This window comes from Pyxidicoccus trucidator (assembly GCF_010894435.1).
Lineage (GTDB): Bacteria > Myxococcota > Myxococcia > Myxococcales > Myxococcaceae > Myxococcus > Myxococcus trucidator.
The window spans coordinates 1,621,133-1,642,355 of record NZ_JAAIXZ010000001.1 but is presented as its reverse complement, the minus strand read 5'-3'; the positions used below and the strand labels follow the sequence as shown (position 1 = coordinate 1,642,355).

The following is a 21,223-nucleotide window of genomic DNA, read 5'->3' as shown; positions in this document are numbered from 1 at the left end:
CCTCCAAGCCCGGAGCGCGCGGTGCCGCATGGGCCTTCTCCCCGCACCCCACGAGGAGAAGACCTGTTGCGCACACCGCGAATGTCCACCCACGCCACCCCATCCCCGCCCCGGCCTCTCCCCCGCCCCGCCCGACAGCCCCCTGCCCTCAACCGTGGAGGCTCTTCTGCAAGGGCATTGCCAGGACTCGCCGCGGCGTGGCTTTCCCTCTGGGGACGGGCCGGACCCTGGCCCAGGGGGCGAGACGTTTGTCCTCGGCGCTGAAAAAACTCCCTGTCCGCCGGAGAACGCCGGGGAAAAAGCGACGGACTCCTCCGCCAGCAGGGCAGGCGAGGGATGCACGGTGCGCGGACGAGGCAGGCACGGCGAGCAGGCGTGGCCTCCGGGCCCCACGTGTCCATGCGTGGACGGTGGGGCTCCACCGGGTGGGACGGTTGCGCCTCATGTAGCCGGGTTGTCATTGCTACAGCGATGTAGCGGTTTCCCGAGGTGGCGCACCGTGTCCGCTCGCGCGGGCCGCGTGGGCCGCCCACGCATCACGAACAGGAAACATCACGTCCATGCAAACCCTTGCATGGGCTGTCACGGCCATTGTCATGCAATCACTTGCGGGGCTGTGACCTTTGGTGGCGGGAAGATTCGCGCGTGGCGGTGTGACCCGACGCTGGCAGAGATTTGACGCAACTGAGTCACCGCATGTCTGGCCAATGAGGCACCTTGCGCTCCGTCGAATCCGGGATGAGCCGGGTTCGATGGTCCTCCCCCAGAGTCCTTGCATCCAGTCTGGCCCCGCAGCGCGGGGAGGCACCGCATTGCCATGCAGCCACGGGCGGCGAGTGGCGTGTCAACCCAGTGCAACACCTGAGGAGTCGTCCATGAAGATGATGAAGACGGTGATGTCCGCTGCGGTCGTCGCGGTTTCCATGGTGGGTTGTGGCGGCCAGTCCGCCGACGAGGTCGTCCCGGCGTCCGTCACGGCCGAGCTGACCGATGGCAACAAGTTCTTCGGTTCGGACACGTTGAAGGGCGCGATGATTACCGCCAACGCCTCCTCCCTCGCGAGCCTGTCCATCGAGGGCAAGGGCTCCAGCGTCGGTGAGGGCTGTGTGCGCACGGGCTCCATCGTGGGCGTCATCACGTACTGCAGCGGCCGGCAGCAGACGCTGGCCCCCATGTCGCGCGACTACAGGGCGACGTCCACTGCCTGTGCCGGCGGCACCGGCACCGGTGGCACCGATAACAACGGCAACCCGCGCAACGGCGCGTGCTGCCCCGGTGAGAAGAGCAACGTCATCGCGCTGGACGCGGTGAACGCCTTCGTCAAGTCGGACAACGGCCTCACCAACATCAGCCGCGATGACCTGGCCAGCCTGTTCTTCTCCTCGTACCGCCGCACGGTGGGCGGCGTCGTCACCACCGTGACGGGCGCCTGCTGGACGGACTGGAGCCAGGTCCCGGGCAGCACCCGCACCGGCGCCATCAAGGTCTTCCGCCGCGACGACCTGTCCGGCACCACGGAGGTCTTCAAGGAGAAGGTCGCCGAGAACACCAGCGCCGCCTTCTGCCCCGGCGTGGTGACCATCACCGACGCTGCCGCCACCAACCCGTCCCCGTGCACCACTTCCGACAGCGCCACCGTGTGCATCGGCAAGCTGACCGCCAGTGACGAGACTGCCATCGGCTTCGCCGGTGACTCCGCGAAGACGACGGGCAACGTGGCCGTGAGCGTCAATGGCATCGCGCCCACCGCCGCCAACGTCCGCAAGCTCATCACCGACCCGGCCAACGCCTACCCCCTGGCCCGGCAGATCTTCCTCAACGAGAACGTCAACTTCGTGAAGGACGCCAAGGAGCAGACGCTGTTCGATTGGATCTACAGCAACAAGTCCTCCTTCCAGAACATCCTCGTCGGCCAGGGCTTCATCCCCTGCAGCTCCACCGGCGCGCTGCGCTGCGGTGGCGCGGCCAACGACGGCCGTGGCGCCGGTCTGTGCAAGGGCATCTGAGCCGTCGCTGAAGTCCTTCATCCCTGAATCCTGAAGTCGGGACGGACACACCGGGAAGCCACCGGTGTGTCCGTCCCCTGTTGTCGTTCGCCGTCCACCTTGGAGCACCCACCTCATGCCTTTCCCTGCCCGTTCCTTCCTGAAGAAGTCGCTGCTGGCCGCGTCCACCCTGCTGCTGGGCGCGCCGGCCCTCGCCGAGGAGGCGTCCGCCTCCCTGAACAACCCCTTCGTGTGCCGCCGCCCGTCCGGCGTGGCCGGCACGATGACGGAGTTCAACCTGGCTACCGAGGAGGCCGGCCCCGCGAGCATCACCGTCGGCCCGGACCGCAACCTCTGGTTCACCCAGACGGGCTCCGGGACGATTGGCCGCGTCACCCGTGAGGGCGTGGTGACGGAGTTCCCCTTGCTCACCGAGTACTCGATTCCGCAGAAGCTGACCCTCGGCTTCGACGGCAACCTCTGGTTCACCCAGCTGGGCGTGGACCAGGTGGGCCGCATCACCCCGCAGGGGGTGGTGACGGAGTTCCCGCTGCCCAACCCGGGCTCGGCGCCGTATGGCATTGCCGCGGGCCTGGACGGCAACCTCTGGTTCACCCAGGTGGCCGGCAACCGCCTCGGCCGCATCACCCCCTCGGGCACCGTCACCCAGTTCGACCTGCCCACCCCGGAGGCCCAGCCCACCGCCATCGCGCTCGGCGCCGAGGGCAAGCTGTGGTTCACGGAGCTGCGCGGCAACAAGGTGGGCACCATCACCACCGACGGCGTCATCACCGAGTACGCGCTGCCCACCGCCAACGCCGGTCCCTCCAGCATCGCTATCGGCTGGGACGGGGCCATGTGGTTCACCGAGCAGTTCGCGGGGAAGATTGGCCGCATCTCCGCGTCCGGCACCGTCACCGAGTACGCCCTCCCGGACGCCAGCAGCGCCCCGGTGGACCTCACCCCCGGGCCGGACGGCGCCCTCTGGTTCGTGGAGCTGCGCGGCAACAAGGTGGGCCGCATCACCCTGAACGGCACCATCACCGAGTACGCCATCCCCACGGACAGCAGCCAGCCCGCGGGCATCGTCTTCGCGCCGCCGGGCTTCTTCTGCCTGGACGCGCACCTGTGGTTCACCGAGCGCGCCGGCAACAAGCTGGGCCGCATCCGCGCTGTCACGGTTCCGTGAATCCGTGAAAGTGAAAACGTGACACAGTCTGGCTTCACCTCGCTGCCCTGACAGGAATTGCTTGTCACGGCGGGGTGAAAACAGACAGCAGACCCCTTTCACAGGGGTCTGCGCTCTCGCGTTCCGAGAGGCAATCGCGGTAGGAGTCCGCCGCGCTCACGGAACGCCTGATAAGGGATTCCCAGGAGGAGCAGTCCATGCCGTTGGAGAGGAATTGGCACGCCCGCTGTCGGGCGCTCTGGCTGGTTTTGTTCACGCTCCCGCTCGCCATGGGCTGCTCGTCCAAGGAGGAGAAGAGTCCGGAGGTGCGGGTGGAGGTGGGGTCGACCTGCTACGCCCCCGCGCGCTCCAGCGAGCGCATCCCCCTGCGCTACACGGCCCGCCCCAGCACCGGGCGCAAGGAGGTGTTCAGCACCCTGAAGGCGCGAGTGGATGAGCAGTGTGCCCAGTGCCACCGCGCGCCCGAGACGCGGGGCGGCTTCCAGTACGTCTCGGACCTCGCGGGCCTGAAGGAGACCGCCGCGCGCATGGCCGCGCTGGCCACCCAGGGCGCCATGCCTCCGGTGGCCACCGCCGAGCAGACGCGGGACGCCGCGGACCTCGGCTGCGCGCTCAACGCGTGGCTCGCGCAGGGCAGCCCGGAGACGGAAGCCTTCGACGTGACGTGTGAGCAAGAAGAGGCGGCGGGCGGCACCCAGGTCTACGCCCCCGTGGCCGACGGGATGACGGACCTGGGCCACTGCATCCCCGGCGAGGAGCATCTGGGCCGTGACGCGGAGAAGGACGCGTACTTCGCGGGCCTCACCGAGCTGCCGCGCTCCCTGGCCGAGACGGACACCGACATCACCACGTTCGACACGCTGAAGCTGGCGCGGCACGGCACCTTCGCCTTCGCGCCCACGTATCCCCTGTTCTCCGACCACGCGAAGAAGCTGCGCCTCGTCCACGTGCCGGCGGGGAAGTCCATCGAGTACGACGCCACGACGAAGCGCTTCAAGATTCCCCCCAACACCCGCTTCTACAAGACGTTCTTCAAGGCGGTGACGGACCGGAACGGAAGGGTGGAGTACCGGCGCATCGAGACGCGGCTCATCGTCACCCGGGAGCGCTGGCAGGACTCGCTCTTCGGCACGTACCTCTGGAATGACCAGGGCACCGCCGCCGAGCTGCATGACTTGCGCTACCGCGATGGCTCGAGCTTCTCCGACCGCGTCCTCGTCTACACCGCGCACGAGGGCCGGGGCGAGACGCGCAACTACGCCATTCCCGGCCGCCACCGCTGCGTCAACTGCCACACCGGCTCCGAGGCGCAGAACTTCATCCTGGGGTTCACCCCGCTGGAGCTCAACCGCCGCGCGAAGGGCGAGGGCGGCGTGGACCCGACGGTGGACGTGCTGGAGGACGAGCTGTCCCAGGTGGACCGGCTCATCCGGTACGGCGTCCTCACCGGCCTGCGCTCGGCGGCGGACCTGCCGAAGCTGGAGGACGTGAAGCCGAAGGGGAAGGAGTACCGCAACGTGCACGAGCTGGCGCTGCAGGGCTACTTCATCGGCAACTGCGCGCAGTGCCACAACCCCAATGGCTTCGCGGTGCAGAGCAACCCGTCCATCGCGGACCTGGACTTCTCCGCGGGCGGCGTCCTGCCCGGGTTCGACACGGGCCGCATGGAGAGCAACAAGCAGAAGTACTACGCGGACGTCCGCGCGGGCGTGGACCTCGAGAAGGATTTGCGCGCCACCTCGCCTGCTAGCACCTTCTACCAGCGCGTCACCCAGGACGCGCACGAGGTGTACATCCGCATGCCGGCCAACGTGCCGGGCCGGGACTGCCGGCTGGTGTCGCTGGTGGCGAAGTGGCTCGGCTCACTGGAGCGCCCGGTGGATGAGACGATGTTTCCCTCGGAGCGGGAGGCGGCCCGGAACTACCGCGTGAAGCTGGCCGACACCGTGGTCCGGGAGACGTGCAAGGACCCGAAGGACGTGCGGTGGGTCTCCGAGGATTTCACGGACAGGGTGCCGTACGAGCCGCGCAACCGGGACTGGCGGCTGGCCATCCAGGAGGGCTCTCACCAGTACCTCATGCAGTACGCCATCACCGAGCGGCACGCGCAGCTCGCCGCGAAGCTCTTCCCCACCAGCTTCTGGGTGGCCCGGCCCGAGTGCGCCTTCGAGGAGGCACCGCCCCCCGAGCCGGTGGAGTCGTGGATGGTGGATGACCTGGGCATCCCCCGGCAGCCGTGGGGCGAGCTCTACTACACGACGCCCGGCGCGACGGTGTTCCAGGGCATCTGCTCCAACTGCCACGGGCGGACGGCGGACGGGCAGAGCGGCGCGGCCAAGGCGCTGGTGGCGCGCAGCGGCGCGCGCGTGGCCAACCTGACGGCCGGCTTCGCGGGCCGGGGCGCTGGCGGTGAGAGCCACCTGAAGCCCTTCGAGGACGCGCTCGGGCCTCACGGTGGCGCGAAGTACCTGGTGTTCATGGGCACGGGCGGCACGAAGGTGGAGTTCGGGGACGCCTTCATGCAGGCCTGGGTGAAGTACGGCGAGGTGGACATCGACTTCTCCGGTGACGCCGTCGACTGGGGCCGGTGGGGCGCCAACATGCTCGGCGCGGCGCGCGGCGCGTGTGACCTGGTGCGCGTGGGCAAGTTCGGCACCGGCACCTCCTCCGAGCCCAAGAGTGGCAACCCCCGGGCGCTGGGAGGGGCCACCATGTGGAAGGAGCTCTGCACGCTCGACAACCCCATCACCGACGCGGTGCGGAGCGGCGCCTCGGTGGCGTACGAGGCGTGGCTGCGGCGCGCGGAGTTCAACGCCGGGGTGATGGCCTACTTCTACCTGAGGGACCACCTCGCCCAGGGCAAGCCGCCCGTGCTCCTGCGCAGCGAGTGCAACAAGCGTCAGGCCACCGGGACGGCCGGGCCGTGAGCCCACGGCCCGGAGCACCCGCCCTTCTTCCTGCGCCGCGTGTGCAGCGAGCGTCAGGCCACCGGGACGGCCGGGCGTGAGCCCACGGCCCGGAACACCCGCCCTTCTTCCTGCAACGGGAGCACGTGTGATGAGACCTGTCTTGAGAGGATGGCTGTTGGCGGTGGGCCTGTGCCTTGCGCTGGGCAGCACCGGCTGCGGCGACGATGAGCCGAATGACGTGCCGGATGCCGGCCGGGACTCCGAAACCGTGGATGCCGGCAGGGACGCCGGGTCCGAGGACGCTGGCGGAGATGCCGGCCCGGATGGGGGAACGGACGCGGGCTGTACCGCTGGCGGCAGCTGCCCTCCGCCCACGTGCGCGGATGGTGGCGCGGCCCTGTCGGATGGCGGGTGCCCTCCGCCGCCCACCTGTGCCGATGGGGGCTCGCCCGGTGCGGATGGTGGCTGCCCTCCGCCGGTGTCGGACGTGGCCTATGTCCGCTTCGTGAATGCGTCCCTGGGGTTGAAGGACAACCCCAGCGACAGTGACAGCGCGCCGTGGAGGCCGTACCTGCTCGACGTGTACCAGGGCGGCACGGAGCTGTTCGACTCGGTGGCGCCGGGCGACGAGGCGGTGACGGAGTACAAGCAGGTGCCGGCAGGCACGGCCCTCGCGTTCACCACGCGCAACGCGGAGGCCGGGGCTTCCGCGGCGGCGCTCGCCACCGCGGAGGCTGTCACGCTCCAGGCCGGTGAGCGGCTCACCCTGGTGGCCGTGGGCTTCTCGGACCGCACGGAGCTGGACCGCGTGGAGCGCGCCCGGCTGCTGGTCCTGAAGGAGTCCTTCGATGCTCCGGCCGCCGGGCGGGCCCAGGTGCGCTTCATCTCGGCGGACCGGGTGACCAGCATCCCGGAGCAGGGACGCACCCGGCGCCTGGGACTCGAGTCGGCGGCGGCCTCTCCCGTCGCCACCGTCAACCCCTACGCGGCGGACGCGCCCGGCGGCGTCTCCGTCCCCGCCACCACCCAGCGGCTGGTCATCTCCTCCTCGGGTGACACGGGCTTCTCCCCGTCGGTGAGCAAGCGACTCTTCTTCACCGTGCCGGCCGGCACCCTGGCGGAGGGCAGCGCGTGGTTCGCCATCCTCACGGGCGACGACCGACGGCCGCTGCCGGACGCAGGCCAGCCCGCCATGGTGTTGGTCCGCGCCGGGCAGGACCAGTCCCTGCGCCTGAAGCGCGACCCGCTGGTCTACTTCTTCAACGCGCTCCTGCCGCCGACGCCGGACGAGGACCCGCTCCTGCTCCAGGCGCTCCAGGGCACGGCCAAGGTGGCGGTGGCCATGGAGTTCAACTTCTCCCCCGCCATTGGCGACCTGCCCGTCACGGAAGCCGGGCACACGCTGAAGATTGCCCGGAACGATGACGTCAACGCCACGGTGCTCGCGAGCGCGGACACCGGGCCGCTCCAGGCCGGCGGGCGCTACCTGGCGGTGGTGACGGGCCGCGCGGGCGGCACGGACGCGCAGGCGCCCCGGATGCTCGTCGTCCAGGACCGGTTCACCCCGAGCGCCCTGGACGCGCGGCTGCGGCTGGTCAACGCCATCTCCAACGCACCGGCGGAGGGCGTGGACTTCGGCTACTTCGACGTCGCGGCCAACGGCACCAGCAAGGGGAGCACCTTCACTCCCATGGCGACCGCGGTGAAGTACGGCGACACCACCGGCCCGGACACTGGCGTCGCCTTCCCGGCCCCCATCACCACCGGCACCACGCCCCTGAGCTACTACGGGCTGCGGACGACGGGCGGCGCCACCGCGTTGGCGGCGCAGGGCAACGCCATGGAGCGGCCGCACTTCCTCGTGCTGCTGGGGGACTGGGACACGGGCCTGCTGCTGTTTCTCGGCTTCAACGTCCGGGAGAACAGCTGGTCCGGCGTGGCCCCGTTCGACGTCTTCATGGAGTAGCCCACGGTGGGCCGGATGGCGGCCCTCCGTGGTGGCAGTGGAAACACCGACGCCCGCTCGGGCCTTCGCGGCTCGGAGCGGGCGTCGTGCACTTCGGGGTGCTTCGGGCTCCAGGCTCCGAGCTTGGGAGCCGGGGGCTTCAGTTGACCTTGACCTGGACTTCCTTGAGGACCTGGTCGCCGCGCATCACCGCCACCGTCCAGGTGCCGGGCTTGTTCAGCCGTACGCCGGTCCACTGGCGGGCGCGCCAACCCTCGCCCTTGACCTTCACGTCCTTCGTCTCGCGAACGACGTTGCCCTGCTTGGTCTGCACCATGATGTCCTCGATGGAGTCACCCTGCGGCACCAGGTAGGCCTGCCACAGCATGACGTTGGTGCCGGCCTTGATGCCGTCGGCGCCCACCTCGGTGACACACTCGTACTTGTTGGGGCCGTCCTTGGCCACCTCGGTGCAGAGCTTGGTCTCTACCAGCACCGGACCCTGGCCCTGGCCCTTGTAGAAGTAGTTCCAGGTGTCACGCACCGAGTCCGCGCTCGGGACCTTCGCCGGCTCCTTGGCGGGGGCTTCGGCGGCATCCTGCGCCATCGCCAGCGACGACATTCCCAGCACCGCGCACACCAGGCTTCGGGTCAGCATCTTCTTCATGTTTCGGGGTCCCCTCGTTTTGTGTTGGTGAAGGCAGACCCCCAGGGTCCGCCTGTCGGGCCCTGTGTAGCACGGAATAGCCCGCTTTCGCCCAGCCTCACCCGAAGAGGAAGAAGGCCAGCGTCACCAGCGGCAGGTAAGTCAGGAAGGCCACCAGGAGGAAGCCGAGGATGTCCTTGAACTCCAACCGGGCCACCGCCAGCAGCGGCAGGGCCCAGAAGGGCTGGATGAGGTCGGTGGCCATGTCGCCCCAGGCGTACGCCAGCACCACCTTCTCCGGCGCGACGCCCAGCGTCGTCGCGGCGTTGAGGAGGTAGGGCGCTTCGATGGCCCACTTGGAGCCGCCGGAGGGGACGAAGTAGTTCACCACGCCGCTATAGAAGTAGACGATGGCGGGGAACGTCTCGCGGGTGGAGAGCGACACGAACAGCTCGCCGATGCGGTCCGTCAGCCCCGTGGCCTTGAAGATGCCGTAGATGCCGGCGTACAGCGGGAACTGGAGGACGATGCCGTGCAGCACGCTGGCGGCCTCTTCACTGGCCTTGAGCAGCCGCGCGGGCGTGGCATGCAGCAGCACCGCCAGCACCAGGAAGGTGAAGTTCACCACGTTGAGGTTGAGCGCGCGCCAGCCACCGTTCATCCACAGGTGGCGGCCGAGCCACAGCAGCCCCAGTGCGCCGAAGATGAGGTTGAGCAGCGGCGAGTAGTCGAGCCAGAGGGCGAAGCTCCGCTCGCGCGGACGCTCCGGCGGCACGAAGTCTCCCAGCTTCTCCAGCACGGCCGGGTCCACGCGCACCACGTTCTCCGGCCGCGGGTGCAGCGCCCACGCGAGCAGCGTCAGCCCGCCCACCACGGCCACGGTGAGGCCGAGGTTGAAGGGCGAGAAGAGCGTCCTGTCGATGGGCAGGACGCCGATGCTCTTCTCCAGGAAGTGGCCGGGGGTGGCCACCAGCAGGGGCGCCGAGGCGGACAGGCCGGCGTGCCATGTGGCGCCCAGGCCGAAGTACGCGCACGCCACGAGCAGGCGGTAGTCCACGTCCGGCCGGCGCCGCGCCATGAAGCGCACCAGCATGGCGCTGGCGACGAGGGACAGGCCCCAGTTGATGTACGCCAGCGCCATGGAGACGAAGGCCATGAGCGCCACCGCGCCGCGCGGTGTGCGGGCCAGTCCGGCCACGCGCTCCAGCACGGCGCGCACCGGGCGGGTGAGGGCCAGCAGGTAGCCGGTGAACATGACCAGCGCCATCTGCATGGAGAAGGTGAGCAGCTCCCAGAAGCCACTGCCCCAGGAGTCGAGCACCTTGGGCGGTGTGGCGTCCGCCCAGCCCATGGCGAGCCCCATGGTGAGGAGGCTGAGCAGCACCGCGATGGCGAACGCGCTCGGGACGAAGCGCGCGGAGAAGCGGCCGAGTCCTTCTGCGATGCGGACGAGGGTCTCCACGCGGCGGGCGCTCCAGTGAGGACCTTGCCCGGGATGGGGCAGGGGAGGGCAGTTCTACACTCCGCGCCTCGCGCCGCGTGCCTGGATTCGTGAGGCGGGCCCTCAACGCCCGCTGCCACCGTAGGCCCGCGCCTGCTCGTCCAGTTGCTGCCACCGGGCCTGGGCCTGCCGCTGACGCTGGAGGAGTGCGTCCACCTCCTGCTGCTGTTCCCAGGCCTCGCTCCGCGCCTCCTGCAGCGCCTTCGCGAAGTCCTCGCCGGAGAGTTCCTTCGCCCGGACGTCTCCGCTGCGCAGGAGCGCCTGGTACTCCGTCTGCGCCAGCTCCGCGTCCGCCACCGCCAGCTCCCGCTCCCGCATCTGCTGGAGCGCTTCTCGCGTCGTCACCACCCGCTCGCGGAAGTCGACGTCCGCTTCCGCCGCCGAGAGCTCCAGGTCCGCCTCGCGCAGCGCCCGCTCCGCCCCGGCGATGTCCGGGGTCTGAGCGGTGGCCCTTGCCGCCAGCAGCGCCGACTCGTCCGCTTCACGCCGCGCCTTTGCTGCCTCCAGGTTGCTTCGGGCCACGTCCCGGTCCCGCTTCGCGTCCTCCAGCGACACCTGGGCGCGCGTCGTCTCGTCCACCGCCTTGCTCTGGGTGAGCCGCGCCTTGTGTACCTCCTCCATGTCCTCTGGAGGCACGCGTGCCAGCAGCTCCTCGTCTACCTTCGTGCTGGAGCGGCCCGAGCTACAGCCTCCCAGTCCCAGCAGGACTGCCCCCAGCACTCCCGCCAGGACTCGACGCCCGCTCGCCTGGACCATTGTCTTCCTCCCGATGCCATGTGCCCTGTATCCACGGTAGGCATGTGCCAGAAGGCCGACACCACCCCGGAGTCGCACGCCCCAATGACACCGGGCGCCCGAAGGCCCGCCCCTGTCATGGCACTCCCGGGAGCAGGCGGCCTGCTCTTCAGACGTGCGCTTCGTGCAGCGCCCGCGTGCCCAGCTCGGGGAGCGAGACGTGGAACACGGAGCCGCGCCCCAGCTCGCTCTCCACCCAGATGTGTCCGCCGTGCCGCTCGATGATGTCCCGGCAGATGTAGAGCCCCAGCCCCAGCCCGCCGAAGCCCGACACCGGGGCGTTGCGCGCCCGGAAGAAGCGCTCGAACAGGTGCGCCTGCTCCTCCTTTGGAATCCCGATGCCGCTGTCCGCCACCGTGACGACCGCGTCCCCTCCAGAGTGCGTGAGCGTGACGTGCACCGCTCCCCCCAGCGGGCTGTACTTCAGCGCGTTCTCCAGCAGGTTCGTCAGCACCTGTGCCAGCCGGCCCCGGTCCCCCTGGATGAGGACGTCCTCGTCCGGGCCCTCGTACGTGAGCGCGTGGCTGTCGCTGACGCCGAGGAAGTCGGAGAACACCTCGCGCACCAGCTCCGGGAGCGACAGGGGCGTGCGCTGCAGCTCCATCCGCCCCGCGCCCACGCACGAGGCGTCCAGCAGGTCATTCACCAGCGCGGACAGCCGGCGCACCTGGCCCAGGGCCTTGTCCACGCGCCCGGGCGCGACGGACTGACCCGATTCCACCTCCTGCTTCAGCCGCTGTAGCTGCAGCCGCAGGGGCGTCAGCGGCGTCTTCAGCTCGTGGGAGGCGATGGAGAGGAAGTCGTCACGCACCTGGATGGCCTCGTGGGCGTCGCGCAGCAGATGCTCCCGCTCCCGCTCCGCCTGCACTCGCGCGGACACGTCCCGGAAGCTCCACACCCGGCCGGTGATGGCACCCCGCTGCCGCTTGGGCATCGAGTAGCGCTCCAGCACGCGCCCGTCGCGCAGCTCGACGACGTCGAAGCTCTCCGCCGCCGGGCTGGCGTACAGCTGCCGCACCCGCTCCAGGAACCGCTCCGGGTCCTTCAGCCGCTCCCTCACCGCCTGGAGCATCGGCACGTCTCCGGCGGTCAGGTGCGCGTCGGTGATTCCCCACAGTTGCTGGAACTGGCGGTTGCAGGCCAACACCTGTCCGTCGCGGTCCACGACGAGCAGCGCGTCCGCCGTCGATTCGAGGGTGGCCTCCAGCACGGACACCGTGCGCTCCAGGTGCTCCTGCGTCGCGTGCTGCACGGTGCTGTCCACCATGATGCCGCGCAGTCTCCGGGGGCGCCCTTCGTCACTCACCACCGTGACGATGTCGCGCAGCCACACGACGCGTCCGTCGGCGGCAATCATCCGGTACTCGAACTCGTGCGCCAGGCACTTCTCCACCGCACTGCGACAGTACGAGGCCGCCTGCTCCCGGTCGTCCGGGTGGATGTGGCTCACCCAGAAGTCCGGCTCCTGGTACCACCGCTCCACCGGATACCCGAGCAGCCGCTCCGCCTGCCTGCTGACGAGGAGGAAGCGGAAGGACGCATCGGCCTCCCAGACGATGCCGTCGACGCTGTCGATGAGCTCCTCGTGCTCGCGCTGCACCTGCGACAGTGCCTGGGCACTCTCCCTCAGGTCCGTGCTCCCAAGCGAAGGAGGGCCCGCCATGTCTGGTGAGTTCGATGACATGGCGCGCTCCCGTCTCCCCGGCTCGTCACGTGGTCCAGGCTTCAAACCTCAACATTCCATCATCCCAGCGCGCCTCGCATGCACCGCGCGCCCGGGCGCCGCCCAGAGTCCCTGGCGGCCAGCGGGGGGCTCGGAGTGCTCCGGCCCTGGCGGCCCTGGCGCCTGCCGGGTGACACGTCTGTGGGCCCGGAGTCGGGGGCGCGGAGGCCCGGGTTTGGTGTGTCCGACGTTCTGCCCTCAATCCTGGGGCGCGCGGGGGGCGTTTACGGTATGAGCACCCATCATGTCCTCTTCCGAGCAGCCCGCGCGGCCGGACGCGCGCGTGTCCACCGGCGTGCCAGGGCTCGACTCCGTGCTGGGTGGCGGTCTCGTTCCGTCTGGCGTCTACATCGTCGTGGGCGAGCCCGGCGCGGGGAAGACGCTTCTCGCCAACCAGCTCTGCTACCACCAGGCACATGGGGGCGCCCGCTGCCTCTACGTCACCCTGCTGGCCGAGTCCCACGCGCGCATGCTCGCGAACATGCGCGACATGGCCTTCTTCGACTCGGCGATGCTGCCCGAGGGCGTCTACTACGTCAGCGGCTTCCGCACGCTGGAGGAGCAGGGGCTGCCGGGGCTGCTGGAGCTGCTGCGGCGCGAGGTGCGCAACCACAACGCCAGCATCCTGGTGCTGGACGGGCTGGTACAGGCGCAGGAGGCGGCCGGCAGCAACCGCGACTTCAAGAAGTTCATCCACGAGCTGCAGGTGTCCGCGGGCCTGGCCCGCTTCACCGTGCTGATGCTGACCAGCGACGGGCCCGTCATCCACCCGGAGTACACCATGGTGGACGGCATCCTGGAGCTGCGCGAGCGGACCGCGGGCGTGCGCTCGTGGCGTGAGCTCCAGGTGCGCAAGTTCCGGGGCAGCCCCACGCTGTCCGGCGTCCACAACTTCCGCGTCACCAGCGCGGGGCTGGAGGTCTTCCCCCGCCTGGAGGCGCGCGTGCGCCGCTCGCCGCCCCCGGACCCGGGCGCCCACCGCATCCACTTCGGCATCCACTCGCTGGACGCGCTCTTCCCGGAAGGGCTGGCCGCGGGCTCCACCACGCTCGTGCTCGGCCCCCCTGGGGTCGGCAAGACGCTGATGGGCAGCAGCCTGCTCGCCGAGGGACTGAGGCAGGGGGAGCCGTGTCTCTACATGGGCTTCTATGAGCCGCCCAACCGGCTGCTGAGCAAGGTGTCGTCCGCGGGCATCGACCTGAAGGGCGCGGTGGCGGACGGCCGGCTGAACATCATCTGGCAGCCCCCCGCGGAGTGCATCCTCGACGTGCTGGCGGACCAGCTCCTCACGGACGTGCGCAAGCGCAAGGTGAAGCGGGTGTTCGTGGACGGCCTGAGCGCCATGAGCCAGTCCACGCCCGAGTCCTCGCGGATGAGCTCGTTCTTCGCCGCCCTCACCCAGGAGCTGCGCTGCGAGGGGACCACCACCTTCTTCGGTCTGGAGACGCCCCGGCTCTTCGGCCCGGTGCTGGACGTGCCCCTGGAGTCGGGGCCCTCCGCGGTGGCGGAGAACCTCTTCTTCCTGCGCCACGTGGAGCTCGAAGGGCGCCTGCGCAGGCTGCTGTCCATCTTCAAGCTGCGAGACACCGACTACGACCCCACCCTTCGGGAGTTCGTCATCTCCCGACAAGGCATCGAGGTGCTGCCCCCCTTCAGCGTCAACGTGGACACCCTGCTGACTGGCCTTGCCCGGCATCCGGGCGGTGGCCATTCCTGAACAAACCGCGAGGAGTAGCGCCGCCCGTATGGAGACGGTCCTGGTGGTGGATGACGAGCAGGGCATCCTGGAGGCCCTGGCGGACCTCCTCCGTGAGGAGGGCTACCGCGTGGTGTCTGCCTCCCATGGACGCGAGGCGCTGGAGCGGATGGCGGAGCTCCGTCCGGACCTCGTCCTCACCGACTGGATGATGCCGGTGCTGGACGGGCCGGCGCTCATCCAGCGCATCCGGGCCGAGCCGGCGTACCAGGGCGTGGCCCTGCTGGGAATGAGCGCGGTGGACGTCATGGCCCTGCGCCGGCTGTACCCGGACCTTCCCTTCCTCCAGAAACCCTTCGACATCGAGACGCTCCTGCGCCAGGTCCGCAAGGCCTTGGATGCGCGGCGCCTCTAGAGGCTCCATGCTCTACCTGCTCAAGCTTGGCCCCGTGCCCCTCACCCAGGGCACCACCCAGGTGTACCTGCGCATCTCCGACACCGGTGAGCCGTCCGCCCCCGTCTTCGAGGCGGAAGACGCGGAGGGAATGCGGGCGCTGCTGGACGGAGTGGACGTGTCCGACGTCCGCTGCGAGCCGGCCCTGGCCGAGGCGGGTGCCGAGCTGGGAGTGGAGGTGGAGGAGCCCCCCCAGGCGGCGCTCTCTTCGCGCGCGGCCATCGCCACGTTCCTCGCGTGGGGACAGCGGGGGCTGTCCGGGCTCGGCTCGGACAAGGCCCTGCTCTTCGTGCAGGCCTGCACGGAGTACTGGGATGCGAAGCCGTGGACGCACTGGGACGACAGCCAGCCCTTCGAGGTGGCGGTTTCAGGGCCCCTGACGCACACCTTCGAGGGCTGCGTGTTCCACACGGGGGACGGCCGCGCGGGGCTGGCGCTGTACTTCAAGCCCGGCGCGCTGCAGATGCTGATGGAGATGCAGGCGCGAGACCAGGGCGACGCCGCCACGAAGCTGCCCGCCATCGCCGTCACGCTGGACACGTCCCCCGCGTACGCGGTGGAGGCGCTCTCCGCCGCGGGCCGCGTGCCGCGCCTGCCCATGCCGCTGAAGACGGGGCCGGACGGCATCAGCGTCCCCAACCCCATGGAGGCCGTGCTGCTGGTGGCCGCCCTGCGCGCCGTGGCGCGGCTGTCTCCCGAGCAGCAGGAGGTGCTCAGTACGGTGGTGGCCGGGGAGGCACAGATGGAGGTGCGCGTGCGCGCCCCCGCACCTCGCGTGCGGCACTGAGCGCGCCGCTCGGTGCGTGCAGGGGCCGCTTCGGTGGCTCAGCACGCCGTGCACAGAGCATGGGCCCGCTGCGGCACCCGACGCCGCTCAGAGCGTGCACTGCCCGCTGCGGCAAGTGAGGAGGCCGCAGGGAGCACTCGTCCCGCAGCGGCACCCCGTGGGGGAGCAGTTGTCGGCGCGGAGCTGGCTGCAGTCGACGCAGGTGACGCCCTGCGTGCCGCACGCGTTCATCGCGCTGCCGGTCCGGCAGTCCGTCCCGTCCGTGTCGCAGCACCCGGCGCAGGTGTCCGGGTCGCAGACACAGGCATTCCCCTCGCAGCGCTCACCTGCGCCACAGGGGGTTCCCCGGGTGCCGCACGAGCAGGCTCCGCCCGCGGTGCACACGGTGGCGCGCCCGTCGGTGGTGCAGTCGACGCACGCCACGCCGCTCCCCCCGCAGGCAACCGCCGAGGTCTGCGCCACACAGGCGCCGTTCAGGAGACAGGTGGTGCAGCCAGCGCTCCCCGCGTCCGGCGTTCCCGAGTCCGGGCTGCCCGCATCCGGCTCGCCTCCATCCGGCCCGCCACCGTCGGGCTCTCCCGCGTCCGACTCTCCCGCGTCCGGCTCTCCTCCGTCAGGGCTGCCGCCATCCGGTGTGCCGCCGTCCGGCGGGGGCTCCTCGGAAACGGGCGACAGCTGGAGCCGGAGCTCCACCTCGCGGCCCTTGCGCGGCACGGCCTCGGTGACGACGCGGGCAATGGGGACTCCGTTGGCGAGCGCGTCCACCTCCAACTGGAAGGGGACGTCGGGCGGGGCGTTGAAGCGCAGGCGCAGCGTCTGCTCGCCGGAGAAGGGCGTGCCCTCCTGCTCGGGGCGGCGCTCGGGGCCGAACCAGGGCTCGCCCTCGCGCAGGCCGCGAACCTCCAGCTGGGTGGCGCTGTCCGCGCCCTCGACGCGCAGGAATAGCGACGTCCCGTCGTCACCGCAGGAGACGGTGCAGGCCAGCAGCAGCGCGAGGAGCCCCCGGGTGAAGCGGCTCATGGCACCGTCACCGTGCCCAGGTTGGCGCGCGGCTCATTCGAGCGCGTGAGCAGCACCGCGGTGGTCGCCCCGACTGCGACGACGCCCACTCCCGCCCAGAACCAGCGGTTGCGCAGGAAGGCGGGCCCGGAAGGCGGGCGCTCCGCCTGGGGGGCCGGCGTCAGGGGCACCTCCAGTGGCGTGCCCTGCTTCGGCTTCTGCGCGTCGAGCTCGGCCTGCTTCGCCTCCACCGTCTGGATGAGCTCGACGACGAGCGGGGCATCCGGTGAGTCGGGCTCGAGCGCGAGGTAGCGGCGGTAGAAGAACGCGGCGCGCTCGTACTGGCCGAGCTGACGGTGGCACTGGCCGATGTTGAAGAGCAGCGCGGGCGCCGGCATCAGCCGGTAGGCCTCCGAGTAGCCGCCCAGTGCGACCTCGAAGTTCCCCAGGTCGTACTCGCGCTGCGCGGAGTCGAAGAGCACGCGGGCGGCGGCCTTGGGGTCTTCCTTCCCGGTGCCCTGCTTCGGCGGCGTGGCGGCGGCGGACGCGGCGAGCAGGGGCAGGGCGATGAGCAGCCAGCTACTTCCGGAAAGGATCGAGTGTGGCATCGGGGCTGGTGAGTCTATCGCCTCGCCTGGGTGTTGCCGTACCCCTGCCGCCCTTCGTCGCGGGTTTGTTGGGGTTCAGCGTCACCGCGACGTGGGCGCCCTCCTCGGGCCGCGCCGTGGCCTCCGCCGGCTGGTAGCCCCGGAGCTCGAAGCGCAGGGCGCGGGGCTCCGACACGGTGAGCTGGAGCGGCGTGACACCCAGCGTCTCCCCCGTGTCCTCCTGGATGACCCGCGCGCCGGCCGGCGTCGAGCGCACATCCAGCACGACAGGGGCCGGGGCGCGCGGCTGTGCGGGCACGACCACCGGCTCCAGCACGGCCATGACGGGAGGCGCCACCGGGGGTGGAGGTGGCTTCGCGCTCGACCAGACCAGCGCGCCGGGAACCGCGAGCAGCGCCACTCCGGCCACGGCGGCCCAGGGCCAGCGTCGGCGCCTCGGGGCCATTGGCGTCGGCGTCGGCACGGCGGGCACCACGAGGGGAATCGGCTCGCGCGCGAAGGGCCGCAGCGCGGCGGCGAGTGCGTCCATGGACGCGAAGCGGTGCTCCGGGTCCTTCTCCAGGCAGCGCATCACCGCGGCCGCGAGCTCGGGAGGAATCGGCTCTCCAGCGGGCGTCTGCTCGGGAAGGGGCGGCGGGGGCCGGACGATGAGGTCCACCGCCCACGTGCCCAGGTCCTGCGCCTCGAAGGGGCGCCGCCCCGCGAGCAACTCGTACAGCACCGTGCCCACCGCGTAGAGGTCCGCGCGGCCGTCCACCTCCAGGCCCGACGCCTGCTCCGGCGCCATGTAGCCCGGAGTGCCAATCACCGCGCCGGCGAAGGTGTCCGGGTTCGACGCGAGGCGCCCGCTCGTGAGCTTCGCCACGCCGAAGTCGAGCACCTTGACGAAGTCCGGCTCGTTGCCGCGCGCCGTCATGAAGACGTTGTCGGGCTTGATGTCGCGGTGGACGACGCCCGTGCGGTGCGCGGCCCCGAGCGCGGCGCAGAGCTGCTCGACGATGCGCACCGCACGCCGCACGCTGGGCGTCTCGTTCTGGAGGAGCTGCCGCAGGCTGACGCCGTGGAGCAGCTCGAGCACGCAGTAGAAGCGGGGAATCGCCTGGGCGGGCGCGGGCTCCTCCACGAAGTCGAAGATTTCGACGATGTTCTCGTGGTTGATGGCGTTGACCGCCCGCGCCTCCTGGAAGAAGCGCTGCACCAGCGAGCTGTCCGTGCCGTGCTGGGGCTTGAGAATCTTCACCGCCACCCGCTTGTCGAGCCGCACGTGCCGGGCCTCGAACACCACGCCCATGGCCCCCTCGCCGAGGATGCGCTCCAGCTGGTAGTTGCCGAGCACCTCTCCCAGGTTGGCGACCGGATGGGCCGTGGTGGACGGAGGCGGAGGCGTGACGGCCGGCGGGGGCGTGCGGAACCACGTCGCCTCGGAGCCGCCCGGGTCCAGCGCGGCGCGGAGGGCGTTGCGCGCCTCGGTGAGGTCCGAGAACCGCGCCTCCGGCTCCGCGTCCAGGCAGCGGAACAGCGGGGCGTTGAGGCACGCCAGCTCGCCCTCCAGCGGCGTCAGCGACGCGTCCGGAGGCCGGCCCGCCGCCGCTTCATAGATGAGCGCTCCGAGCTGCCAGACGCGCTCCCTCGGCTCCGGGGGCGCGTCCCCCACGCCGGGCGCGAGCGACGCGGACAGCCGCGCCAGCCCGTCCTCCAGCACCACCCGGTCCGCCGTCAGCCCCCGGCCCGCGGGCGCACCGGCCTGCTCCAGGAAGGTGCTCAGCGGCTCGACGAGCTCGAGCACCTCTCGCGACGACAGCTGACCGAAGCCGCGCAGCCACACCCCCAGCGTGCTCTTCGGGGGCGGCGTGGGGAGCACGGTGGGCGCGTCTTGCGGCGGAGGCGTGGAGCCGTTGCGCCGGGCACCCGGTGAGTCTTCGGTCGATGGCATGCGCTGATACTGGGATTGTGAAGCGGTACTGCCCCGTCATGCTAACCGGCTGGGGAGTTGTTCGCGAGTGGACGTGGTGGGAGGGGGGAGCAGGTAGCCAAGGTTCGAAGGGAGGACCTAGCTTGGGCGCTCGCGTGGGGCCGGTGGCGCCAGGAGGCAACATGGAGATTTCCAGGTCGGTTCACGACAGCGCCCTGAATCGCCAGCTCCAGCTGCTGCGGGAGGTGCTGGCGACGCAGCCGCTGGACGCGGAGTCGGTGCAGGCCCTGGAGTCGCTGGCGCACCGCCTCATGGCTCGCACCCAGCGCATGCGCACACTGGGGCAGATGCTGAAGGGCAAGGCCCCGCCCATGGAGGCCGCGCCCGCCGAGCCCGCCACGCCCTCCTACATCAAGGCCTGGGTGGAGCGCTCCGACGAGGAGCTCCTGCGTGAGCTTCCGGAGCTCATCGAGCGGCTGCGCGCGAAGGTCTCCTGACGGGATGACCGGACGCGCACAGTGCGTCCTGGGGGCTGTCCGCTGTCCGACAATTGAGGGGAGCACTGTCGCCTGGTGGGCAGCCGGGTCGGCCCGGGGGACTGGCCCAAGTCCGCGCCAATGCGAGAGAACACCGCCTCGCTGAGAGATTCCCGTCCCACGGCAGCCGATGGCTCCACCGTTCCCGGACCGACCAGGGGCTCACATGACCACCAAGAAGGTTTCCCCCCGCCGCCCTGCCGTGGCGGCCCCTCCGCCGCCCCGGGTCCGGGAGGAAGACGACGCCAACGCGTTGGACTCTCGCCAGCTGCTGCGCGTGCTCACCGCCGTCCGCAAGGGCGACTTCACCATCCGCATGCCGGTGGACAAGGTGGGCAGCGCCGGCAAGGTGGCCGACACGCTCAATGAAATCATCGAGCTCAACGAGCGCATGTCGCGCGAGTTCGAGCGCATCGGTACCGTCGTCGGCAAGGAGGGCCGCATCACCCAGCGCGGCAACGTCGCGGGCGCGCTGGGCTCCTGGGCGGACTGCGTCGAGTCCGTCAACACGCTGGTCGCCGACCTGGTGCAGCCCACCACGGAGATGGGCCGCGTCATCGGCGCGGTGGCCAAGGGCGACCTGTCCCAGACGATGGCGCTGGAGGTGGATGGCCGTCCCCTGAAGGGCGAGTTCCTCCGCACCGCCCGGCTGGTGAACGGCATGGTGGAGCAGCTCGGCGCGTTCGCCTCGGAGGTGACGCGCGTGGCCCGCGAGGTGGGCACCGACGGAAAGCTCGGTGGACAGGCCAAGGTGAAGGGCGTGGCCGGCACGTGGAAGGACCTCACGGACAACGTGAACTCCATGGCCTCCAACCTCACCGCCCAGGTGCGCAGCATCGCCGAAGTCACCACGGCCGTGGCCAGGGGCGACCTGTCCAAGAAGATTACGGTCGACGTGCGCGGTGAAATCCTGGAGCTGAAGAACACCATCAACACGATGGTGGATCAGCTGTCGTCGTTCGCCTCGGAAGTGACGCGCGTCGCTCGTGAAGTGGGTACGGAAGGCAAGCTGGGCGGCCAGGCCGTCGTGAAGGGCGTGGGCGGTACATGGAAGGACCTCACGGACAACGTGAACTCCATGGCCTCCAACCTCACGGCGCAGGTGCGCAACATCGCCGAAGTCACCACGGCCGTCGCGAATGGCGACCTGTCCAAGAAGATTACGGTCGACGCGAAGGGTGAGGTGCTGGAGCTGAAGAACACCATCAACACGATGGTGGACCAGCTCAACTCGTTCGCCTCGGAAGTGACGCGCGTGGCCCGCGAGGTGGGCACGGAGGGGAAGCTCGGCGGTCAGGCGATGGTGAAGGGCGTGGCCGGCACATGGAAGGACCTCACGGACAACGTGAACTCCATGGCCTCCAACCTCACCTCGCAGGTGCGCAACATCGCCGAAGTCACCACGGCCGTCGCGAATGGCGACCTGTCCAAGAAGATTACGGTCGACGTGCGCGGTGAAATCCTGGAGCTGAAGAACACCATCAACACGATGGTGGACCAGCTCAACTCGTTCGCCTCGGAGGTGACGCGCGTCGCCC

Annotated in this window: 16 protein-coding genes; 9 read left to right on the top strand and 7 right to left on the bottom strand. The window is 70.3% G+C overall.

The genetic code is table 11. The annotated features are described in order from the left end of the window. Positions 1 to 875 precede the first annotated feature (875 nt). The 4 genes from G4D85_RS06655 (at position 876) to G4D85_RS06640 (ending at position 8,049) form a co-directional block, all read left to right on the top strand. The gene (locus G4D85_RS06655; RefSeq protein WP_164008960.1) at positions 876 to 2,006 is read left to right on the top strand and encodes a PstS family phosphate ABC transporter substrate-binding protein; all 1,131 of its coding nucleotides are present in this window, start codon (positions 876 to 878) and stop codon (positions 2,004 to 2,006) included. Between the two features lie 115 nt (positions 2,007 to 2,121). Beyond that, complete coding sequence (locus G4D85_RS06650; protein ID WP_240359109.1) at positions 2,122 to 3,174, top strand: Vgb family protein; 1,053 nt, start codon at positions 2,122 to 2,124, stop codon at positions 3,172 to 3,174. A gap of 197 nt (positions 3,175 to 3,371) precedes the next feature. After that, entirely contained in the window at positions 3,372 to 6,101 is a 2,730-nt protein-coding gene (locus G4D85_RS06645; protein WP_205525437.1) for a hypothetical protein, read from the top strand. A gap of 142 nt (positions 6,102 to 6,243) precedes the next feature. Next, complete coding sequence (locus tag G4D85_RS06640) at positions 6,244 to 8,049, top strand: DUF4397 domain-containing protein (protein ID WP_164008957.1); 1,806 nt, start codon at positions 6,244 to 6,246, stop codon at positions 8,047 to 8,049. A 139-nt stretch (positions 8,050 to 8,188) separates the two neighbouring features. Here the strand turns inward: G4D85_RS06640 and G4D85_RS06635 are convergent, their stop codons facing one another. The 4 genes from G4D85_RS06635 to G4D85_RS06620 all read right to left on the bottom strand — a co-directional run bounded on the left by G4D85_RS06635 (position 8,189) and on the right by G4D85_RS06620 (position 12,654). Beyond that, complete coding sequence (locus tag G4D85_RS06635; protein ID WP_164008954.1) at positions 8,189 to 8,695, bottom strand: hypothetical protein; 507 nt, start codon at positions 8,693 to 8,695, stop codon at positions 8,189 to 8,191. Between the two features lie 97 nt (positions 8,696 to 8,792). Continuing rightward, positions 8,793 to 10,136, bottom strand: coding sequence for a short-chain fatty acid transporter (locus G4D85_RS06630; protein WP_164008953.1), 1,344 nt, complete (start codon positions 10,134 to 10,136; stop codon positions 8,793 to 8,795). 102 nt (positions 10,137 to 10,238) lie between these two features. Next, entirely contained in the window at positions 10,239 to 10,931 is a 693-nt protein-coding gene (locus G4D85_RS06625; RefSeq protein WP_164008951.1) for a hypothetical protein, read from the bottom strand. Positions 10,932 to 11,079: 148 nt separating this feature from the next. Continuing rightward, positions 11,080 to 12,654 (bottom strand): PAS domain-containing sensor histidine kinase, encoded by a 1,575-nt coding sequence (locus G4D85_RS06620; protein ID WP_240359108.1) that lies wholly within the window; start codon positions 12,652 to 12,654, stop codon positions 11,080 to 11,082. Positions 12,655 to 12,937: 283 nt separating this feature from the next. Here G4D85_RS06620 and G4D85_RS06615 point away from each other — a divergent pair, with 283 nt between their 5' ends. The 3 genes from G4D85_RS06615 to G4D85_RS06605 are packed head-to-tail and all read left to right on the top strand — an operon-like array spanning position 12,938 to position 15,630. Continuing rightward, a complete protein-coding gene (locus G4D85_RS06615) occupies positions 12,938 to 14,410 on the top strand; it encodes an ATPase domain-containing protein (RefSeq protein WP_164008949.1) in 1,473 nt (490 codons plus the stop codon). 28 nt (positions 14,411 to 14,438) lie between these two features. Then, entirely contained in the window at positions 14,439 to 14,804 is a 366-nt protein-coding gene (locus tag G4D85_RS06610) for a response regulator (RefSeq protein WP_164008946.1), read from the top strand. Positions 14,805 to 14,811: 7 nt separating this feature from the next. Then, positions 14,812 to 15,630: a hypothetical protein gene (locus G4D85_RS06605; RefSeq protein WP_164008944.1), complete on the top strand. Its 819-nt coding sequence runs from the start codon at positions 14,812 to 14,814 to the stop codon at positions 15,628 to 15,630. A gap of 87 nt (positions 15,631 to 15,717) precedes the next feature. Here the strand turns inward: G4D85_RS06605 and G4D85_RS50195 are convergent, their stop codons facing one another. Genes G4D85_RS50195 through G4D85_RS06590 form a run of 3 tightly spaced genes read right to left on the bottom strand, consistent with a single transcriptional unit; the run spans position 15,718 to position 19,170 of the window. After that, on the bottom strand, positions 15,718 to 16,650 hold the full coding sequence (locus G4D85_RS50195; RefSeq protein ID WP_164006672.1) for a hypothetical protein: 933 nt from the start codon (positions 16,648 to 16,650) through the stop codon (positions 15,718 to 15,720). Next, a complete protein-coding gene (locus tag G4D85_RS06595) occupies positions 16,647 to 17,237 on the bottom strand; it encodes a tetratricopeptide repeat protein (RefSeq protein ID WP_164008942.1) in 591 nt (196 codons plus the stop codon). Before G4D85_RS06595 ends, G4D85_RS50195 begins: the two co-directional genes overlap by 4 nt. Further along, on the bottom strand, positions 17,209 to 19,170 hold the full coding sequence (locus tag G4D85_RS06590) for a protein kinase domain-containing protein (protein WP_164008939.1): 1,962 nt from the start codon (positions 19,168 to 19,170) through the stop codon (positions 17,209 to 17,211). The genes G4D85_RS06595 and G4D85_RS06590 overlap by 29 nt, the downstream gene beginning before the upstream one ends. Before the next feature lie 161 nt (positions 19,171 to 19,331). Here G4D85_RS06590 and G4D85_RS06585 point away from each other — a divergent pair, with 161 nt between their 5' ends. Beyond that, a complete protein-coding gene (locus G4D85_RS06585) occupies positions 19,332 to 19,646 on the top strand; it encodes a hypothetical protein (RefSeq protein WP_164008937.1) in 315 nt (104 codons plus the stop codon). A gap of 205 nt (positions 19,647 to 19,851) precedes the next feature. Then, a partial coding sequence (locus G4D85_RS49205) for a HAMP domain-containing protein (RefSeq protein WP_420821692.1) occupies positions 19,852 to 21,223 on the top strand: 1,372 nt, incomplete at its 3' end.